Source organism: Pseudonocardia sp. P-1 (genome assembly GCF_058111925.1).
The window spans coordinates 761547-779639 of sequence record NZ_CM176614.1 but is presented as its reverse complement, the minus strand read 5'-3'; the positions used below and the strand labels follow the sequence as shown (position 1 = coordinate 779639).

At 69.9% G+C, this 18093-nt stretch carries 9 protein-coding genes, 3 rRNA genes and 2 pseudogenes; all 14 read left to right on the top strand.

Going from position 1 to position 18093, the window contains the following annotated elements; genetic code table 11:
* The first annotated feature begins 18 nt into the window (after positions 1-18).
* Positions 19-939, top strand: coding sequence for an acetylglutamate kinase (gene argB / locus AC0GKK_RS03715; RefSeq protein WP_062404726.1), 921 nt, complete (start codon positions 19-21; stop codon positions 937-939).
* Complete coding sequence (locus tag AC0GKK_RS03710) at positions 936-2129, top strand: acetylornithine transaminase (protein WP_489883168.1); 1194 nt, start codon at positions 936-938, stop codon at positions 2127-2129. Before argB ends, AC0GKK_RS03710 begins: the two co-directional genes overlap by 4 nt.
* Entirely contained in the window at positions 2129-3052 is a 924-nt protein-coding gene (argF, locus tag AC0GKK_RS03705) for an ornithine carbamoyltransferase (protein ID WP_251786452.1), read from the top strand. The genes AC0GKK_RS03710 and argF overlap by 1 nt, the downstream gene beginning before the upstream one ends.
* On the top strand, positions 3045-3602 hold the full coding sequence (locus tag AC0GKK_RS03700; RefSeq protein WP_062402841.1) for an arginine repressor: 558 nt from the start codon (positions 3045-3047) through the stop codon (positions 3600-3602). The genes argF and AC0GKK_RS03700 overlap by 8 nt, the downstream gene beginning before the upstream one ends.
* Positions 3599-5044, top strand: coding sequence for an argininosuccinate lyase (gene argH / locus AC0GKK_RS03695; RefSeq protein ID WP_178375044.1), 1446 nt, complete (start codon positions 3599-3601; stop codon positions 5042-5044). The genes AC0GKK_RS03700 and argH overlap by 4 nt, the downstream gene beginning before the upstream one ends.
* The gene (locus AC0GKK_RS03690; RefSeq protein WP_405417489.1) at positions 5041-6264 is read left to right on the top strand and encodes an aspartate aminotransferase type Ic; all 1224 of its coding nucleotides are present in this window, start codon (positions 5041-5043) and stop codon (positions 6262-6264) included. The genes argH and AC0GKK_RS03690 overlap by 4 nt, the downstream gene beginning before the upstream one ends.
* Positions 6265-6266: 2 nt before the next feature.
* Positions 6267-6932 (top strand): DNA-3-methyladenine glycosylase, encoded by a 666-nt coding sequence (locus AC0GKK_RS03685; protein ID WP_405417486.1) that lies wholly within the window; start codon positions 6267-6269, stop codon positions 6930-6932.
* 37 nt (positions 6933-6969) lie between these two features.
* Complete coding sequence (tyrS, locus tag AC0GKK_RS03680) at positions 6970-8253, top strand: tyrosine--tRNA ligase (RefSeq protein WP_489883167.1); 1284 nt, start codon at positions 6970-6972, stop codon at positions 8251-8253.
* 435 nt (positions 8254-8688) lie between these two features.
* Positions 8689-10208: ribosomal RNA gene (locus AC0GKK_RS03675) — 16S ribosomal RNA — on the top strand.
* 324 nt (positions 10209-10532) lie between these two features.
* Positions 10533-13614 (top strand): 23S ribosomal RNA (locus AC0GKK_RS03670).
* Between the two features lie 141 nt (positions 13615-13755).
* A 5S ribosomal RNA gene (gene rrf, locus AC0GKK_RS03665) occupies positions 13756-13872 on the top strand.
* The 16S, 23S and 5S rRNA genes sit together here, the layout of an rRNA operon.
* Before the next feature lie 158 nt (positions 13873-14030).
* Positions 14031-15347, top strand: a pseudogene (locus AC0GKK_RS03660) (hypothetical protein); the annotation flags it as partial.
* A 225-nt stretch (positions 15348-15572) separates the two neighbouring features.
* Positions 15573-17087 carry a tetratricopeptide repeat protein gene (locus tag AC0GKK_RS03655; RefSeq protein ID WP_489884085.1) on the top strand — a complete coding sequence of 505 codons (1515 nt, stop codon included), beginning with the start codon at positions 15573-15575 and terminating at the stop codon, positions 17085-17087.
* A pseudogene (locus AC0GKK_RS03650) lies at positions 17084-18090 on the top strand (HAD-IIA family hydrolase). Before AC0GKK_RS03655 ends, AC0GKK_RS03650 begins: the two are co-directional and overlap by 4 nt.
* Positions 18091-18093: the final 3 nt, after the last annotated feature.

The window sequence follows — 18093 nt, the reverse complement described above, 5'->3', positions numbered from 1 at the left end:
GCGCTGCCTCAGCCGCAGATCGCGCCGTCCCCGGAGACCCCGGCCCGGCTGAAGCGGGCGGGGGAGAAGGCCGGTGTGCTCGCCGAGGCGCTGCCCTGGCTGCAGCGCTTCCACGGCCGGATCGTCGTCGTCAAGTACGGCGGCAACGCCATGATCGACGACGAGCTGAAGCAGGCCTTCGCCCGGGACATGGTGTTCCTGCGGCTCGCGGGCATCCACCCGGTCGTCGTGCACGGCGGCGGGCCGCAGATCTCGGCGATGCTGAAGCGGCTCGGCATGCCCGGCGAGTTCCGCGGCGGCCTGCGCGTCACCACCCCGGAGACGATGGAGATCGTCCGGATGGTGCTGTTCGGCCAGGTCGGGCGCGAGCTCGTCGGGCTGATCAACGCCCACGGGCCGCTCGCCGTCGGCCTGTCCGGGGAGGACGCGGGCCTGTTCACGGCCGAAAAGCGCACCGCGCTGGTCGGGGGCGAGCCCGTCGACATCGGCCTGGTCGGTGACGTCACGAAGGTCAACCCGGACGCGGTGCTGGACATCATCGCGGCGGGTCGCATCCCGGTCGTCGCCGGGATCGCGCCGGACGCCGACGGCCAGGTCCACAACATCAACGCCGACAGCGCCGCCGCGGCGCTCGCCGGCGCGCTGGACGCCGCGAAGCTCGTGGTGCTCACCGACGTCGAGGGGCTCTACGCGAACTACCCCGACCCGGAGTCGATCATCACCTCGCTGACCGCGGACCAGCTCGAGCCGATGCTGCCCCGCCTGGAGAGCGGCATGGCCCCGAAGATGGAGGCCTGCCTGCGCGCCGTGCGGTCGGGCGTCGGACAGGCCCACGTGATCGACGGGCGGGTGCCGCACTCGGTCCTGCTCGAGGTGTTCACGCACGAAGGCGTCGGCACCATGGTGCTGCCGGACGCCACAGCTGGGGGAACGACATGACCACGCACGCGCAGCGGTGGCAGGCCGCACTGATGAACAACTACGGCACCCCGCCGCTGACCCTGGTCCGCGGCGAGGGCGCCCGCGTCTGGGACGCCGAGGGTCGCGCGTACCTGGACCTCTACTCCGGGATCGCGGTCAACGCGCTCGGACACGCGCACCCGGCCGTCGTCGAGGCGGTGTCCGAGCAGGTCCGCACCCTGGGCCACACCTCGAACTTCTTCATCACCGAGCCCGCGCTGCAGCTCGCCGAGCGGCTGCAGGCACTGCTCGGCCGCGACGACGCCCGGACCCTGCTCTGCAACTCCGGCACCGAGGCCAACGAGGCCGCCTTCAAGATCGCCCGCCGGACCGGCCGGCCGGAGATCGTCGCCTGCGAGGGCGCGTTCCACGGCCGCACGATGGGTGCGCTCGCGCTGACCGGGCAGCCCGCCAAGCGTGCCCCGTTCGAGCCGATGCCCGCCGGGGTGACCCACATCCCGTTCGGTGACGCCGCCGCACTCGACGCCGCCGTCACCGAACGGACCGCCGCGGTGTTCCTGGAGCCGATCCTCGGCGAGGCCGGGGTGATCGTGCCGCCCGAGGGATACCTGGCGCAGGCCCGTCGGATCACCGCCGAGCGCGGTGCGCTGCTGGTCCTCGACGAGGTGCAGACCGGCATCGGCCGTACCGGGTACTGGTTCGCCCACCAGGCGCACGGCATCGTCCCCGACGTGATCACCCTGGCCAAGGGCCTCGGCGGCGGTCTCCCGATCGGGGCCTGCGTCGGGTTCGGCGACGCCGCAGCCCTGCTCGAGCCCGGCCAGCACGGCACCACCTTCGGCGGCAACCCGGTGTCGTGCGCCGCGGCGCTCGCCGTCCTCGACACGGTCGCCGCCGAGGGGCTGCTCGCCCACGTCGACCGGCTCGGCAAGGAGATCCGCAGCCGGATCGAGGGATTCGGCCACCCCCTGGTCGGCGACGTCTCCGGCGCCGGTCTGCACATCGGCGTCGGCCTCACCGCGCCGGTCGCCGCCCAGGCCGCCGCGGCCGCGCGCGACGCCGGGATCCTGGTGAACAACGCCACCCCGGACCGGCTGCGGCTGGCCCCGGCCCTGACCCTGACCGACGACGAGGCCGAGGAGTTCCTGACGGCGCTGCCCGCCGTCCTCGACGCGGCCGCCGCCCAGCACGAGGGGCAGGGGAACTGATGGTCCGCCACCTGCTCCGCGACGACGACCTGACCCCGGCCGAGCAGGCCGAGGTCCTCGACCTCGCCGACCGGCTCAAGGCCGACCCGTTCGCCGAGCGCCCGCTCGCCGGGCCGCGCGCCGTGGGGGTCGTGTTCGACAAGTCCTCCACCCGTACCCGGGTGTCGTTCGAGGCCGGGATCACCCAGCTCGGCGGCACCGCGATCATCCTCGACGGCACCACCAGCCAGCTGGGGCGCGGCGAGACGATCTCCGACACCTCCCGGGTGCTGTCGCGCTACGTCGACGCGATCGTGTGGCGCACCAGCGGCCAGGAGCGGATCCGGGAGATGGCCGGCGCGGCGACCGTGCCGGTCGTCAACGCGCTCACCGACCTGTTCCACCCGTGCCAGATCCTGGCGGACCTGCAGACCGTGCGGGAGCGGTTCGGCCGCCTCGCCGGGCTCACCCTGACCTACCTCGGCGACGGCGCGAACAACATCGCCCACTCGCTGCTGCTCGGCGGGGCCACCGCCGGGCTGCACGTCCGGATCGCCGCACCCGCCGGGTTCACCCCCGACGACGACGTGCTGCGCGATGCGAAGACCCGGGCCGAGCAGACCGGGGGATCGGTCACGCTCGTCGCGGACCCGGTCGCCGCCGTCGACGGCGCCCAGGTCGTCGTCACCGACACCTGGACCTCGATGGGCCAGGAGGACGACGGGCTGGACCGGGTGGCGCCGTTCCGGCCCTACCAGGTGAACGCCGCGCTGCTGGAGCGCGCCGCACCGGACGCGATCGTGCTGCACTGCCTGCCCGCCCACCGGGGCGACGAGATCACCGACGAGGTCCTCGACGGCCCCGCCAGCGCCGTCTGGGACGAGGCCGAGAACCGGTTGCACGCGCAGAAGGCTCTGCTCACCTGGCTCCTGCGGCATGGGTGAGGCGGACCGCGACCGCAGGAACCCGGTGAGCCGGGCCAGCCGGCAGGCGGCCGTCATCGACGTGGTCTGGAACTACGAGCTGAGCAGCCAGGTGGAGATCATCGGGTTGCTCCACGAGCGGCACGGCATCGAGACGACCCAGGCCACGCTCTCGCGAGACCTGGACGAACTGGGCGCGGTGAAGCTCCGCGGCGCGGACGGCGGGCAGCCGGTCTACCGCATCCCCGAGGACGGCAGCCCCGTGCGCGGGGTCGAGGGCGGCACCGGGCGGGTCGCCCGGTTGCTGGGGGAGCTGCTCGTGTCCGCCGACGCGAGTGGGAACCTGGCGGTCCTGCGGACCCCGCCGGGCGCGGCGCACTACCTCGCGAGCGCACTCGACCGGGCCGCACTGCACGACGTCGTCGGCACCATCGCCGGCGACGACACGGTCATCGTCGTCGCCCGCGAGCCCCTCACCGGGGCGGAGCTGGCCGAACGGCTGCAGGACCTGCCCCGGAGGGCCCACGCGGCCGCCGGGACGCACGACGAACGAGAAGGAGACCCGACATGACCGACGCGGACCCCCGACAGGGCGCGGTCGCCGGTGGCGGAGCGCTGTGGGGTGGCCGGTTCGCGTCCGGTCCGGCCGACGCGCTCGCGGCGCTGTCGAAGTCCACCCACTTCGACTGGGCACTGGCCCCCTACGACATCCGCGGCTCGAAGGCGCACGCCCGGGTCCTGCACCGCGCCGGTCTGCTGACCGACGAGGAGCTGTCGGGGATGCACAAGGCGCTCGACGAGCTCGCCGCCGACGTCGCCTCCGGGGCGTTCGGCCCCGACCCGGGCGACGAGGACGTGCACACCGCGCTGGAGCGCGGCCTCATCGAGCGGGCCGGTGCCGACCTGGGCGGCAAGCTGCGGGCCGGTCGCTCGCGCAACGACCAGGTCGCCACCCAGTTCCGGATGTGGCTGCGCGACGCCACGCGACGGGTCGGCTCCGGTGTGCTCGACGTCGTCGACGCCCTCGTCGCCCAGGCGCAGGCCCACCCCGGCGCGCCGATGCCCGGCCGCACCCACCTGCAGCACGCCCAGCCGGTGCTGCTCGGCCACCAGCTGGCCGCGCACGCCCAGGCCCTGCTGCGCGACGTCGACCGGCTCGCCGACTGGGACCGGCGCAGCGCCTGGTCGCCCTACGGCTCCGGCGCGCTCGCCGGGTCCTCGCTCGGGCTCGACCCGGAGGCCGTCGCCGCCGAGCTCGGCTTCACCGGGTCCTCGGCCAACTCGATCGACGGGACCGCCTCGCGGGACTTCGCCGCCGAGGCCGCGTTCGTCCTCGCGATGATCGGCGTCGACCTGTCGCGGCTGTCGGAGGAGATCATCCTCTGGGCGACGGCCGAGTTCGGCTACGTCACCCTCGACGACGCGTTCTCCACCGGCAGCTCGATCATGCCGCAGAAGAAGAACCCCGACGTCGCCGAGCTGGCCCGCGGCAAGTCCGGCCGGCTCGTCGGCAACCTCGCCGGGCTCATGACCACCCTCAAGGGGCTCCCGCTGGCCTACAACCGGGACCTCCAGGAGGACAAGGAGCCGCTGTTCGACTCCGTCGCGCAGCTGGAGCTCCTGCTCCCCGCGGTCGCCGGGATGGTGGCCACCCTGACCTTCCACACCGGGCGGCTCGCCGAGCTGGCCCCGGCCGGGTTCACCCTCGCCACCGACGTCGCCGAGTGGCTCGTCCGGCAGGGCGTCCCGTTCCGCGTGGCGCACGAGGCCGCGGGCGGCTGCGTCCGCGCCGCCGAGGCCCGCGGCGTCGGGCTGGAGGACCTGACCGACGCCGAGCTGGCCGCCGTGCACCCGGCACTCGACCCGAGTGTCCGCGACGTACTGACCGTGGAAGGCTCCATCGCGTCGCGGAACGCGCGCGGTGGGACGGCCGGCGACCGGGTCGCCGAGCAGCTCACCGACCTGCGTACCGCGGTCGCAGCAGCGCGAGAGTTCACCGGAGGAACCGCATGACCGACCCTGCCGCAGCCTACGAGGAGCTCAAGGCCGCCGGCCTGAAGCTCGACCTGACGCGGGGCAAGCCGTCCGCGCAGCAGCTGGACCTGTCCCACGAGCTGCTCGGTCTGCCGGGCGCGGGACAGTTCCGCGCGGCCGACGGCACCGACACCCGCAACTACGGCGGCGGCCAGGGTCTGCCCGAGCTGCGGGAGATCTTCGCGCCGTCGCTGCAGGTCCCGGTCGGGCAGCTGGTGGCATCGAACAACTCCAGCCTGGAGCTGATGCACGACACGCTCGTGCACGCGTTGCTGACCGCGCTGCCCGGCGCCCCGACCCGCTGGGTCGACGCCGGCCGGGTCGCGTTCATCGCCCCGGTCCCCGGCTACGACCGCCACTACGGCGTGTGCGAGCGGCTCGGGATCGACCTGGTCACCGTCCCGATGACCGCGGACGGCCCCGACATGGACGAGGTCGAGCGGCTCGTCGCCGAGGACCCGTCGATCAAGGGCATCTGGTGCGTGCCGAAGTACTCGAACCCCGACGGGGTCGTCTACTCCGACGAGGTCGTGCGCCGGCTGGCCACCATGCCGACGGCCGCGCCGGACTTCCGGATCATGTGGGACAACGCCTACGCGGTGCACCACCTGACCACCGAGGAGGTCGAGATCGCCGACGTCCTCACCCTGGCCGCCGACGCGGGCAACGCGGACCGCCCGTTCGTCTTCGGGTCCACCTCCAAGATCACCCTCGCCGGTGCGGGCGTCGCGTTCTTCGGTGCCTCGCCGGCGAACGTCGACTGGTGGCTGAAGCTGGCGTCGAAGAAGACGATCGGCCCGGACAAGGTCAACCACCTGCGGCACGCGCTGTTCCTCAAGGACGCCGCCGGGCTGCGGGCGCACATGGCCGCCCACCGCGAGCTGATCGCGCCGAAGTTCGCCGCGGTCGACCGGCTGCTGACCGAGGCGTTCTCCGACGTCGAGGGCGTGTCCTGGACCAAGCCCCGGGGCGGCTACTTCGTGAGCCTGACCGTCCCGGACGGCCTCGCCTCGGAGGTCGTGCGGCTGGCGAAGGAGGCGGGCGTCGTCCTGACCCCGGCCGGTGCGACGCACCCCTACGGCAAGGACCCGCAGGACGCGACCATCCGCCTCGCCCCGACCCTGCCCCCGCTCGACGAGGTCGAGAAGGCCATGGCCGGTGTCGTGACCTGCGTGCAGCTGGCGCTCGCGCGCCGCTGACGGTGGACGACCACACGGCGGGGCCCGGCCGGGACGACCGGCCGGGCCCCGCCGGTCTGCTGGACCGGTCCGCCCTGGCCGTCGACGTCCTGCCCGCCGCACGACGCCTGCTCGGCTGCGTCCTCGAGGCCGACACCCCCGACGGCACGGTCGCGGTGCGCCTCGTCGAGGTGGAGGCCTACCGGGGCCGCGACGACCCCGCGTCGCACTGCTACCGCGGCCGGACCCCGCGCAACGCGGTGATGTTCGGCCCGCCCGGGCACCTGTACGTCTACTTCGTCTACGGCATGCACTTCTGCGCGAACGTCTCGTGCCTGTCCGACGGCGAGCCGGGCGCGGTGCTGCTGCGCGCCGGGGAGCTGCTCACCGACCCGGGGGTGGCCCGGGAGCGCCGGCCCACCGCCCGTCGCGATGCGGACCTGGCCCGCGGACCCGCGCGCCTCGCCGCGCTCCTCGGGCTGCGCCGTGAGGACGACGGGACCGACGTCACCGACCCTGCCTCCCGGGTGCGGCTGCGCGCCGGGGCCCCGGTCGCCCCGGAGCTCGTCCGGACCGGCCCCCGGGTGGGCGTCGCCGCGGCGGCCGAGCTGCCGTGGCGCCACTGGGTCGACGGCTCACCGGCGGTCAGTCCGTACCGGGCCGGGACGCGCCGTCGTCGCAGCGCCTGAGGCACCCGCGTGCACGGGCCGCGGCGGCCCGACCAAGATGGGCACCGTGGGTACCGACATCCTCGACGACCTGGAGTGGCGCGGCCTGATCGCGCAGAGCACCGACCGCGACGCGCTCGCGAAGGAGCTCGCCGCCGACGACCCGGTGTCGATCTATGCGGGCTTCGACCCGACCGCGTCGAGCCTGCACGCCGGGCACCTGATCCCGATGCTGACCCTGCGTCGCTTCCAGGAGGCCGGGCACCGTCCGGTCATCCTCGCCGGCGGGGCGACCGGGATGATCGGGGACCCGCGCGACGTGGGGGAGCGGACGCTCAACGACGCCTCGACCGTGGCCGACTGGACGGTGCTCATCCGGGGTCAGCTGGAGCGGTTCGTGTCCTTCGACGACGGGCCGACCGGCGCCGTCGCCGTCAACAACCTGGACTGGACCGGGCAGCAGACGGTCCTGGAGTTCCTGCGCGATCTCGGCAAGCACTTCCCGGTCAGCACGATGATCTCGCGGGACACGGTGAAGCGCCGCCTCGCCGGCGACGGGATGTCCTACACCGAGTTCAGCTACCTGCTGCTCCAGGCCCAGGACTACCTGCACCTGTACCGCGAGCTCGGGGTGCGGCTTCAGATCGGCGGCTCCGACCAGTGGGGCAACATCGTCGGCGGTGTCGACCTCGTCCGGCGGGTGACCGGCGACCACGTCCACGCGTTGACGCTGCAGCTGGTCACCGACTCCGAGGGCCGCAAGTTCGGCAAGTCCACCGGGGGCGGCAACGTCTGGCTCGACCCGGAGCGCACCTCGCCGTACGCCTGGTACCAGTACTTCGTGAACGTCGCCGACGCCGACGCGATCACCTACCTCAAGCTGTTCACCTTCCTCGACCGCGCCGAGATCGAGGCACTGGAGACCGAGCTCGCCGAGAAGCCGCATCTGCGTGGCGCGCAGCGACGTCTCGCCGCCGAGCTGACGACGCTGGTGCACGGCGAGGAGCAGACGAAGCAGGTGACGACGGCGAGCCAGGCCCTGTTCGGCCGCGCGGAGCTCACCGACCTGGACGCGGCCACCCTCGGTGCTGCGCTCGCCGAGGTGCCGACGGCCGACGCAGGCCCGGCCGACACGATCGTCGACCTGCTCGTCGCCACCGGTCTGACCGACAGCAAGGGAGCCGCGCGCCGCGCCGTGAAGGAGGGCGGGGCGTACGTCAACAACGTCAAGGTCGTCGACGAGGAGTGGGTCCCGGGTGCCGGGGACGTCCTCGACGGCGGCTGGCTGGTGGTGCGGCGGGGGAAGCGCAACCTGGCCGGTGTGCGGGTCGGATTGGCATGATCGGCCGCTGACCTGCGGAAACGCTGAACAGGTACCCCCCTGTGAATCGCCTCCGGGCAGTCCTGTAACTTTCTCGTTGTCGCCAGGACGGGACGGACGAGAGCGAGACCGGCCGAGAGGCCAGGGACGCTGATCCGGCCCGGAGGCGACGGCCCACGAACTCCATCTCGGTGGAGATCCGGCCGCCCGGAGTAAGGCTTGACGCTGCTCTCCGGTACACGTAGCATAAGAGAGTTGCCTCCTAGCGAGGACGACTCTGGCGCCCCGGGGCGACGGTCATCAGGCCCGGTCCTCGAGTGCGGGTGTCTTTTGAGAACTCAACAGTGTGTCGAGCTATTTTGATTCGGTTTGGCGTTTTGTGCCAAATTGTTTGTTTGGTTGCAGCATTCGATCCCGTCGGGTGTTGTGGCTAGTTGTTTGTTGCAAGTCAGGGTTTTGTTGGAGAGTTTGATCCTGGCTCAGGACGAACGCTGGCGGCGTGCTTAACACATGCAAGTCGAGCGGTAAGGCCCTTTCGGGGGTACACGAGCGGCGAACGGGTGAGTAACACGTGGGTGACCTGCCCTCCACTCTGGGATAAGCCCGGGAAACTGGGTCTAATACCGGATAGGACCACTGATCGCATGGTTGGTGGTGGAAAGTTTTTTCGGTGGGGGATGGGCCCGCGGCCTATCAGCTTGTTGGTGGGGTGATGGCCTACCAAGGCGGTGACGGGTAGCCGGCCTGAGAGGGCGACCGGCCACACTGGGACTGAGACACGGCCCAGACTCCTACGGGAGGCAGCAGTGGGGAATATTGCGCAATGGGCGGAAGCCTGACGCAGCGACGCCGCGTGGGGGATGACGGCCTTCGGGTTGTAAACCTCTTTCGCCAGGGACGAAGAGCGATTGACGGTACCTGGAGAAGAAGCACCGGCCAACTACGTGCCAGCAGCCGCGGTAACACGTAGGGTGCGAGCGTTGTCCGGAATTATTGGGCGTAAAGAGCTCGTAGGCGGTGTGTCGCGTCGGCCGTGAAAACTTGGGGCTTAACTCTGAGCGTGCGGTCGATACGGGCATCACTTGAGTTCGGCAGGGGAGACTGGAATTCCTGGTGTAGCGGTGAAATGCGCAGATATCAGGAGGAACACCGGTGGCGAAGGCGGGTCTCTGGGCCGATACTGACGCTGAGGAGCGAAAGCGTGGGGAGCGAACAGGATTAGATACCCTGGTAGTCCACGCCGTAAACGTTGGGCGCTAGGTGTGGGGACCATTCCACGGTTTCTGTGCCGCAGCTAACGCATTAAGCGCCCCGCCTGGGGAGTACGGCCGCAAGGCTAAAACTCAAAGGAATTGACGGGGGCCCGCACAAGCGGCGGAGCATGTGGATTAATTCGATGCAACGCGAAGAACCTTACCTGGGTTTGACATGCACCAGACATCCCTAGAGATAGGGCTTCCCTTGTGGTTGGTGTGCAGGTGGTGCATGGCTGTCGTCAGCTCGTGTCGTGAGATGTTGGGTTAAGTCCCGCAACGAGCGCAACCCTTGTTCCATGTTGCCAGCACGTAATGGTGGGGACTCATGGGAGACTGCCGGGGTCAACTCGGAGGAAGGTGGGGATGACGTCAAGTCATCATGCCCCTTATGTCCAGGGCTTCACACATGCTACAATGGCTCATACAGAGGGCTGCGAGACCGTGAGGTGGAGCGAATCCCTTAAAGTGAGTCTCAGTTCGGATCGGGGTCTGCAACTCGACCCCGTGAAGTTGGAGTCGCTAGTAATCGCAGATCAGCAACGCTGCGGTGAATACGTTCCCGGGCCTTGTACACACCGCCCGTCACGTCACGAAAGTTGGTAACACCCGAAGCCGGCGGCCCAACCCTTGTGGAGGGAGCTGTCGAAGGTGGGACTGGCGATTGGGACGAAGTCGTAACAAGGTAGCCGTACCGGAAGGTGCGGCTGGATCACCTCCTTTCTAAGGAGTCCCATCATGTGATGGGGCGCCACGATACTCTGTGAGTTCTGCTCATGGTGAGTCTGTGGTTCCTTCATTGAATCGCATTTGCGGCCTCGTTCGTGGGTCGGGTGCGTTGGGTGGAACGCAGTACGTCGGACCGTTTGGCTTGGCACACTGTTGGGTCCTGAGAGGACACCTTGTGGTTCTTCGGAGCTGGGGTTGTTTTCTTTGGCCGCTCTGGTTGAGGGCTTCCTAACGCCTGCGTGTGTGGGTGGTGGTTGTTTCTTGGTTGGGTGTGGTTGTGGGTTGAGTGTTGCATAGTGGATGCGAGCATCTTGTTGTGGTCAAGTTGTTAAGAGCACATGGTGGATGCCTGGGCATCAGGAGCCGATGAAGGACGTGGGAGGCCGCGATAGGCCTCGGGGAGCTGTCAACCGAGCTGTGATCCGAGGGTGTCCGAATGGGGAAACCCAGCGCCCGTCATGGGGCGTTACCCGTACCTGAATTCATAGGGTGCGTGGAGGGAACGTGGGGAAGTGAAACATCTCAGTACCCACAGGAAGAGAAAACAATAGTGATTCCGTGAGTAGTGGCGAGCGAAAGCGGAAGAGGCTAAACCGTGTCCGTGTCAAGCCGGCAGGCGTTGCGGGTGCGGGGTTGTGAGACGTGTCGTTCATCTTCTGCCGAGGGTGGGACAGCAAGTGCCTGTGTTAGCGGAACGACTCTGGGATGGTCGGCCGTAGTGGGTGATAGCCCCGTACGCGAAAACACTGGGTTCTGTTGTGGGCGTGTTCTCGAGTAGCAGCGAGCCCGTGAAATTTGCTGTGAATCTGGCGGGACCACCCGTCAAGCCTAAATACTACCTGATGACCGATAGCGGACAAGTACCGTGAGGGAAAGGTGAAAAGTACCCCGGGAGGGGAGTGAAATAGTACCTGAAACCGTGTGCTTACAAGCCGTCAGAGCCTTTCGGGGTGATGGCGTGCCTTTTGAAGAATGAGCCTGCGAGTTATGCTTCGTGGCGAGGTTAACCTGTGTGGGGTAGCCGTAGCGAAAGCGAGTCCGAATAGGGCGCCATAGTCGCGGGGTGTAGACCCGAAGCGGAGTGATCTACCCATGGCCAGGGTGAAGCGTCGGTAAGACGTCGTGGAGGCCCGAACCCACCAGGGTTGAAAACCTGGGGGATGAGCTGTGGGTAGGGGTGAAAGGCCAATCAAACTTCGTGATAGCTGGTTCTCCCCGAAATGCATTTAGGTGCAGCGTCGTGTGTTTCTCACCGGAGGTAGAGCACTGGATGGCCTAGGGGGCCGACAAGCTTACCGAAGTCAGCCAAACTCCGAATGCCGGTGAGTGAGAGCGCGGCAGTGAGACTGCGGGGGATAAGCTTCGTGGTCGAGAGGGAAACAGCCCAGATCACCGGCTAAGGCCCCTAAGCGTGCGCTAAGTGGGAAAGGATGTGGGATCGCCCGGACAACCAGGAGGTTGGCTTAGAAGCAGCCACCCTTGAAAGAGTGCGTAATAGCTCACTGGTCAAGTGGTCCTGCGCCGACAATGTAGCGGGGCTCAAGCGCACCGCCGAAGCCGTGGCAATGACACTTAGGTGTTGTTGGGTAGGGGAGCGTCCTGCATCTGGTGAAGCCCGGGAGTGATTTACGGGTGGAGGGTGTGGGAGTGAGAATGCAGGCATGAGTAGCGAATGCAGAGTGAGAATCTCTGCCGCCGGATGACCAAGGGTTCCTGGGCCAGGTTGTTCCGCCCAGGGTGAGCCGGGACCTAAGGCGAGGCCGTCAGGCGTAGTCGATGGACAACGGGTTGATATTCCCGTGCTCGTGATAGTGCGTCCATGCCGAGGCTGGTGATGCTAACCATCCGAACCCACCTTCGTTCCTTCGGGAGTGTTGTTTGTGGGGAGCGTGGGATCCGATCTGGTAGTAGGCAAGTGATGGGGTGACGCAGGAGGGTAGCTCCGCCACGCGGTGGTTGTCGTGGTGTAAGCCTGTAGCCCGAGTCCTAGGTAAATCCGGGGCTCATTTAAGGGTGAGAGGTGATGCGTAGCCGATTGAGGCGAAGAGGGTGATCCCATGCTGTCGAGAAAAGCCTCTAGCGAGTGCTGTTGCGGCCCGTACCCCAAACCGACACAGGTGGTCAGGTAGAGAATACCGAGGCGATCGAGCGAACTGTGGTTAAGGAATTCGGCAAAATACCTCCGTAACTTCGGGAGAAGGAGGGCCGGTTGTCTTGAGGCTCCTTGCGGGCTAGGGACGGCCGGTCGCAGAGACCAGGCCCAAGCGACTGTTTACTAAAAACACAGGTCCGTGCGAAGTCGCAAGACGATGTATACGGACTGACGCCTGCCCGGTGCTGGAACGTTAAGAGGACCTGTTAGCTCTTCGGGGCGAAGCGGAGAATTTAAGCGCCAGTAAACGGCGGTGGTAACTATAACCATCCTAAGGTAGCGAAATTCCTTGTCGGGTAAGTTCCGACCTGCACGAATGGCGTAACGACTTGGGCGCTGTCTCGACCACAGACTCGGCGAAATTGCACTACGAGTAAAGATGCTCGTTACGCGCGGCAGGACGGAAAGACCCCGGGACCTTTACTATAGCTTGGTATTGGTGCTCGGTTCGGCTTGTGTAGGATAGGTGGGAGACTGTGAAATCGCCACGCCAGTGGTGGTGGAGTCGTTGTTGAAATACCACTCTGGTCGAATTGGGTGTCTGAACCTCGGGCCATGATCTGGTTCAGGGACAGTGCCTGGTGGGTAGTTTAACTGGGGCGGTTGCCTCCCAAAGAGTAACGGAGGCGCCCAAAGGTTCCCTCAGCCTGGTTGGCAATCAGGTGTTGAGTGTAAGTGCACAAGGGAGCTTGACTGTGAGACTGACGGGTCGAGCAGGGACGAAAGTCGGGACTAGTGATCCGGCACCACCTTGTGGAAGGGGTGTCGCTCAACGGATAAAAGGTACCCCGGGGATAACAGGCTGATCTTGCCCAAGAGTCCATATCGACGGCATGGTTTGGCACCTCGATGTCGGCTCGTCGCATCCTGGGGCTGGAGTAGGTCCCAAGGGTTGGGCTGTTCGCCCATTAAAGCGGTACGCGAGCTGGGTTTAGAACGTCGTGAGACAGTTCGGTCCCTATCCGCCGCGCGCGTTGGAGACTTGAGGAAGGCTGTCCCTAGTACGAGAGGACCGGGACGGACGAACCTCTGGTGTGCCAGTTGTCCCGCCAGGGGCACGGCTGGTTGGCTATGTTCGGGAGGGATAACCGCTGAAGGCATCTAAGCGGGAAGCCTGTTCCAAGATGAGGTCTCCCACCACCTTCGAGTGGGTAAGGCTCCCAGTAGATGACTGGGTTGATAGGCCGGAGATGGAAGCCCTGTGAGGGGTGGAGTTGACCGGTACTAATAGGCCGAGGGCTTGCCACAACGAGTTGTTCGCATCCACTGTGTGACCCTGAGTCCACAACCATCCACACTGTTCCCGGGTATGCCCGGGCCGGTGTGGAGTTGGTTTGTGTGCTCGACCCCTGTCCCGGGTTCGGGGTGGGGTGATAGTTGGATAGTGTTGTCGGTGGTCATTGCGGTAGGGAAACGCCCGGTCCCATTCCGAACCCGGTAGCTAAGCCTTCCAGCGCCGATGGTACTGCACTCGCCAGGGTGTGGGAGAGTAGGTCGTCGCCGACATTCAACCTCTGAAAGGGGAGTCCGCAACGGTGTAGAAGCCGCTGTGGACTCCCCTTTTTTCGTATGTCTGCAGCCGTGTCCGCCTCTCTGCGCGGACCGGTTCGCCCAGTGCGGTCGCCGACCGCGGAAGTGACGGTGTTGGTTTGTACCCTGACCACGTGACGGACGGGGAACGTCCCGGCAACGGCCGGGCAGGCGAGGAGCGCGGTTCGCGCAGCGGGTCGGGATGGTCGCGTGGTGACGACCAGCGGGGACGGCGCCGCGACGGCGACGACCGCACGCGTCGCGACGACCGGGGCACCCGTGGCGGCGGCGACCGTGCGCGCGACGACCGGGGACGTCCGGGCGAGCGCCGCACCGAGGGCCGCTCCTGGTCCGACCGGGGTGGACGCGACACCGGCCGGCGCGACAGCGGCTTCCGCGGCGACGACCGCTCCGACCGCGGGCCGCGTCGTGACGACGACCGTCGTCCCGCCCGCGACGACGACCGCCGTTCCGGCGGCACCGGCCGGCGTGACTCGTTCCGGGGTGGCCGCGACGACCGCGGTGGCCGGCCCTCCGGGGGCCGTGACGACCGCCGTCCCTACCGTGACCGTGACGACCGTGGCCCCCGTCCGCAGCGCGACGACGACCGCGGCGGGCGCTCGTACCGGGACCGCGACGACCGCGCCGGTCGTCCCTCCTCCGGCCGTGACGACCGTGGTGGCCGCTCGTTCTCCGGTCGCGAGGACCGTGGCGGGCGTTCCTTCCCCGGTCGCGACGACCGCGGGGAGCGTCCGTCCGGGGGCCGTGACGGTCGCTCCTTCGGCGGCCGAGACGACCGCCGTCCCGCCCGGGGCAGTGACGACCGGGGCAGCCGTCCGTTCCGTGGCGGTGACGACCGTGGCGGTCGGCCCTCCGGGGACCGTGACGACCGTGGTGCCCGCTCCTTCCGCGACCGTGACGACCGCGGTGCCCGTTCCTTCGGTGGCCGTGACGACCGTGGCGCCCGTCCGCAGCGCGACGACGACCGCGGTGGCCGTTCGTTCCGCGACCGTGACGACCGCGGGGGACGTCCGTCCGGCGACCGCGGTGCCCGTTCCTTCCGGGACCGCGACGAGCGTGGCGCCCGTCCGCAGCGCGGCGACGACCGTGGCGGCCGTTCGTTCCGTGATCGCGACGACCGGGCCGGTCGGCCGTCCCGGGACCGTGACGACCGTGGCGGCCGTTCTTTCGGTGGTCGCGACGACCGGGCCGGTCGGCCGTCCCGGGACCGTGACGACCGTGGCGGCCGTTCTTTCGGTGGTCGTGACGACCGGGCCGGTCGGCCGTCCCGGGACCGTGACGACCGTGGCGGCCGTTCTTTCGGTGGTCGTGACGACCGTGGCCCCCGTCCGCAGCGCGACGACGACCGTGGCGCCCGTCCCCACCGGAACCGTGACGACCGCGCGCCCCGCGATCGCGACGACCGGCGCAGCTCGTCCTGGGACCGGGACGACCGCCCGTACCGCGCCCGCGAGGAGCGCCCGTCGCACGACCGCCCGGCCGAGCGGTCTGCGGCCGTCGAGCCCCGGGACGTCGCGCAGCCGGCCGCGGTGCAGGCCGAGCCGGCCGGTGACGCGCCTGCCGTGACGCCGTCGACGACCGACACACGGGAGGCGGCCACGTCGACCGGCGCAACCGCCTCCGACACCGCGGTCCGGGTTCCCGAGACCCCGCCCGTGGAGGCGGCCGACGCGCCGGTCACCCGCGACGTGCCCACCGACGACGCGGTCGGCACGGGCAGCACCGCGCCCGACGGACCCCGGTCCGGCAGCGGGGACCGGACCGACACCCCCGTGACCGACGCCCGCGGGGCCGGTATCGGAACCGACGCCGTCGACCGCGCCGGGACCGCCTCGGGCACGATCGGATCGGACGGCGACACCGTCGACGGTCCGCGCACCGACCGTGCCGAGCGTCCCGTCGGGCGCGACGAGCGTCGCCCGCTCCGTGACCGTGACGACCGTGGCCCGCGCCGGGAGCGTGACGACCGTGGCCCGCGTGGCGGCCGGGACGACCGGGGCCCGCGCTCCGGCCGTGACGACCGCAGGCGCGACGACCGTGACGACCGCAGGCGCGACGACCGTGGCCGGAACGACCGTGGCCGCGACGACCGCCGTGACCGCGACGCCCGTCCGCGACGGGCGATCCCGGAGTCGGCCGAGCGGACCTTCGTCGCCGAGCCGGACCTGCCGGACTCGGTGACGGCCGCCGAGCTCGACCCGAGCGTGCGCCGGGACCTGCGCGGCCTCCAGAAGGAGACCGCCGAGGTCGTGGCGCGGCACCTCGTCGCCGCGGGGCTGCTCGTCGACGAGGACGCCGTGCAGGCGCTCGAGCACGTGCGCTACGCGCGGCGCCGGGCGTCGCGGATCGCCGTCGTCCGGGAGGCCGCCGGCATCGTCGCCTACCACGCGGGGGAGTGGAACGAGGCCCTCGGCGAGTTCCGCGCCGCCCGCCGGATGGGCGGCGGACCGGGGCACGTGCACGTCATGGCCGACATCGAGCGCGCCCTCGGCCGTCCCGAGCGTGCTCTCGACCTGGCCCGCAGCCCGGAGGCCCGCGACCTCGGCCACGAGGAGCGGATCGAGCTGCTCATCGTCGCCGCGGGAGCCCGGCGCGACCTGGGCGAGGCCGACGCCGCCGTCGTCGGGCTCCAGGTCCCCGAGCTCGACCCGGTCCGCCGCGATCCGTGGAGCGCCCGGCTGTTCTACGCCTACGCCGACAACCTGCTCGCCGCGGGCCGGGAGTCGGAGGCCGTGCAGTGGTTCGTCCACGCCCACGACGCCGACCAGCACCGGGAGACCGACGCCGCCGCGCGGATCGCCGAGCTGACCGGTGACGAGCTCGAGGGCGCCGACGACGAGCTCTCCGTCGGCTGGGAGGACGTGCCCCCGGCCGCCGACGACCACACCGAGGCGCCGCACACCGACGCCCCGGCGCCGTCCGGCCGGATCGACGCCGACGACCACGCCGGCGCGATCGGCGATCCCGGCGCCGACGACGCGTCCGGGGCCGACGCCCCGAGCGCCGACGGGACCGACGTCGACGGGACCGACCTCGACGGGACCGACGAGGTCCGCGGCGACACCGACGCGACCGACGGAGGCGCCGTGGCCGAGGCGCCGGACGCCTCCGGGGCGGCTCCCGCCACGAACCACCAGCAGGGCCGGGACACCGGGGCCGGCGACCGGTGACCGACGACCTCCTGTCCCGCCACGACGTCCTCCTGGCCGACCTCGACGGCACCCTCTACCGGGGCCCCGAGGTCGTCCCGGGGGCCGTCGAGGCGGTGCGCGGGGCGGCGGACCGCGGCGTGCCCACGGTGTACGTCACCAACAACGCCTCGCGCAGCCCCGCCGACGTCGCGGCGCACCTCGCCGAGCTCGGCTTCCCGGCGCGCGTCGAGGACGTCCGCACCAGTTCACAGGCCGCGGCCGCGATGCTGGCCGAGCAGCTCCCGCCGGGCGCGCGGGTGCTGGTCGTCGGCACGTCGGCGCTGGCCGACGAGGTCCGGGCCCGCGGGCTCGCCGTCGTCGGTGACGCCGAGGGCGCGGACGCCGTCGTCCAGGGGCACTCGCCCGACACCGGGTGGCGGATCCTGGCCGAGGCGGTCGTCGCCGTCCGGGCCGGAGCACTGTGGGTCGCCTCCAACGTCGATCCCACCCTGCCCACCGAGCGCGGGGCGCTGCCCGGCAACGGCTCGATGGTCCAGGTCGTGCGGACGGCGACCGGGGCGCGGCCGCAGGTGGCGGGCAAGCCCGCCGCCCGGCTGCTCCGCGAGGGGTGCGGCGACGCGCGGGCCCCGCTCGTCATCGGGGACCGCCTCGACACCGACATCGAGGGTGCCAACGCCATGGGCGCCCCGTCGCTGATGGTCCTGACCGGGGTCAGCGGCGCCGCGGAGCTGCTCGCCGCCGCCCCGGAGCTGCGGCCCACCCACATCGGCGCCGACCTCGCCGCGCTCACCCGCCCACCGGACGAGCTGGCCCCCGGGCCGCGGCCCGGCTGGGACGTCCGCGCCGACGGCGGCACGCTCGTGCTGTCCGGCGACGGGACGGGCCCGAACCCATGGTGGACGCGCTGCGTGCCCTGTGCGCGGTGGCCTGGGAGCAGGGCGTCCACGACGTCCGCCCCGACGGTGCGGCCGCCGCCGCGGCACTGGCGGACCTCGGCCTGGCGGAGCGGCCAGGGCGGTGACGC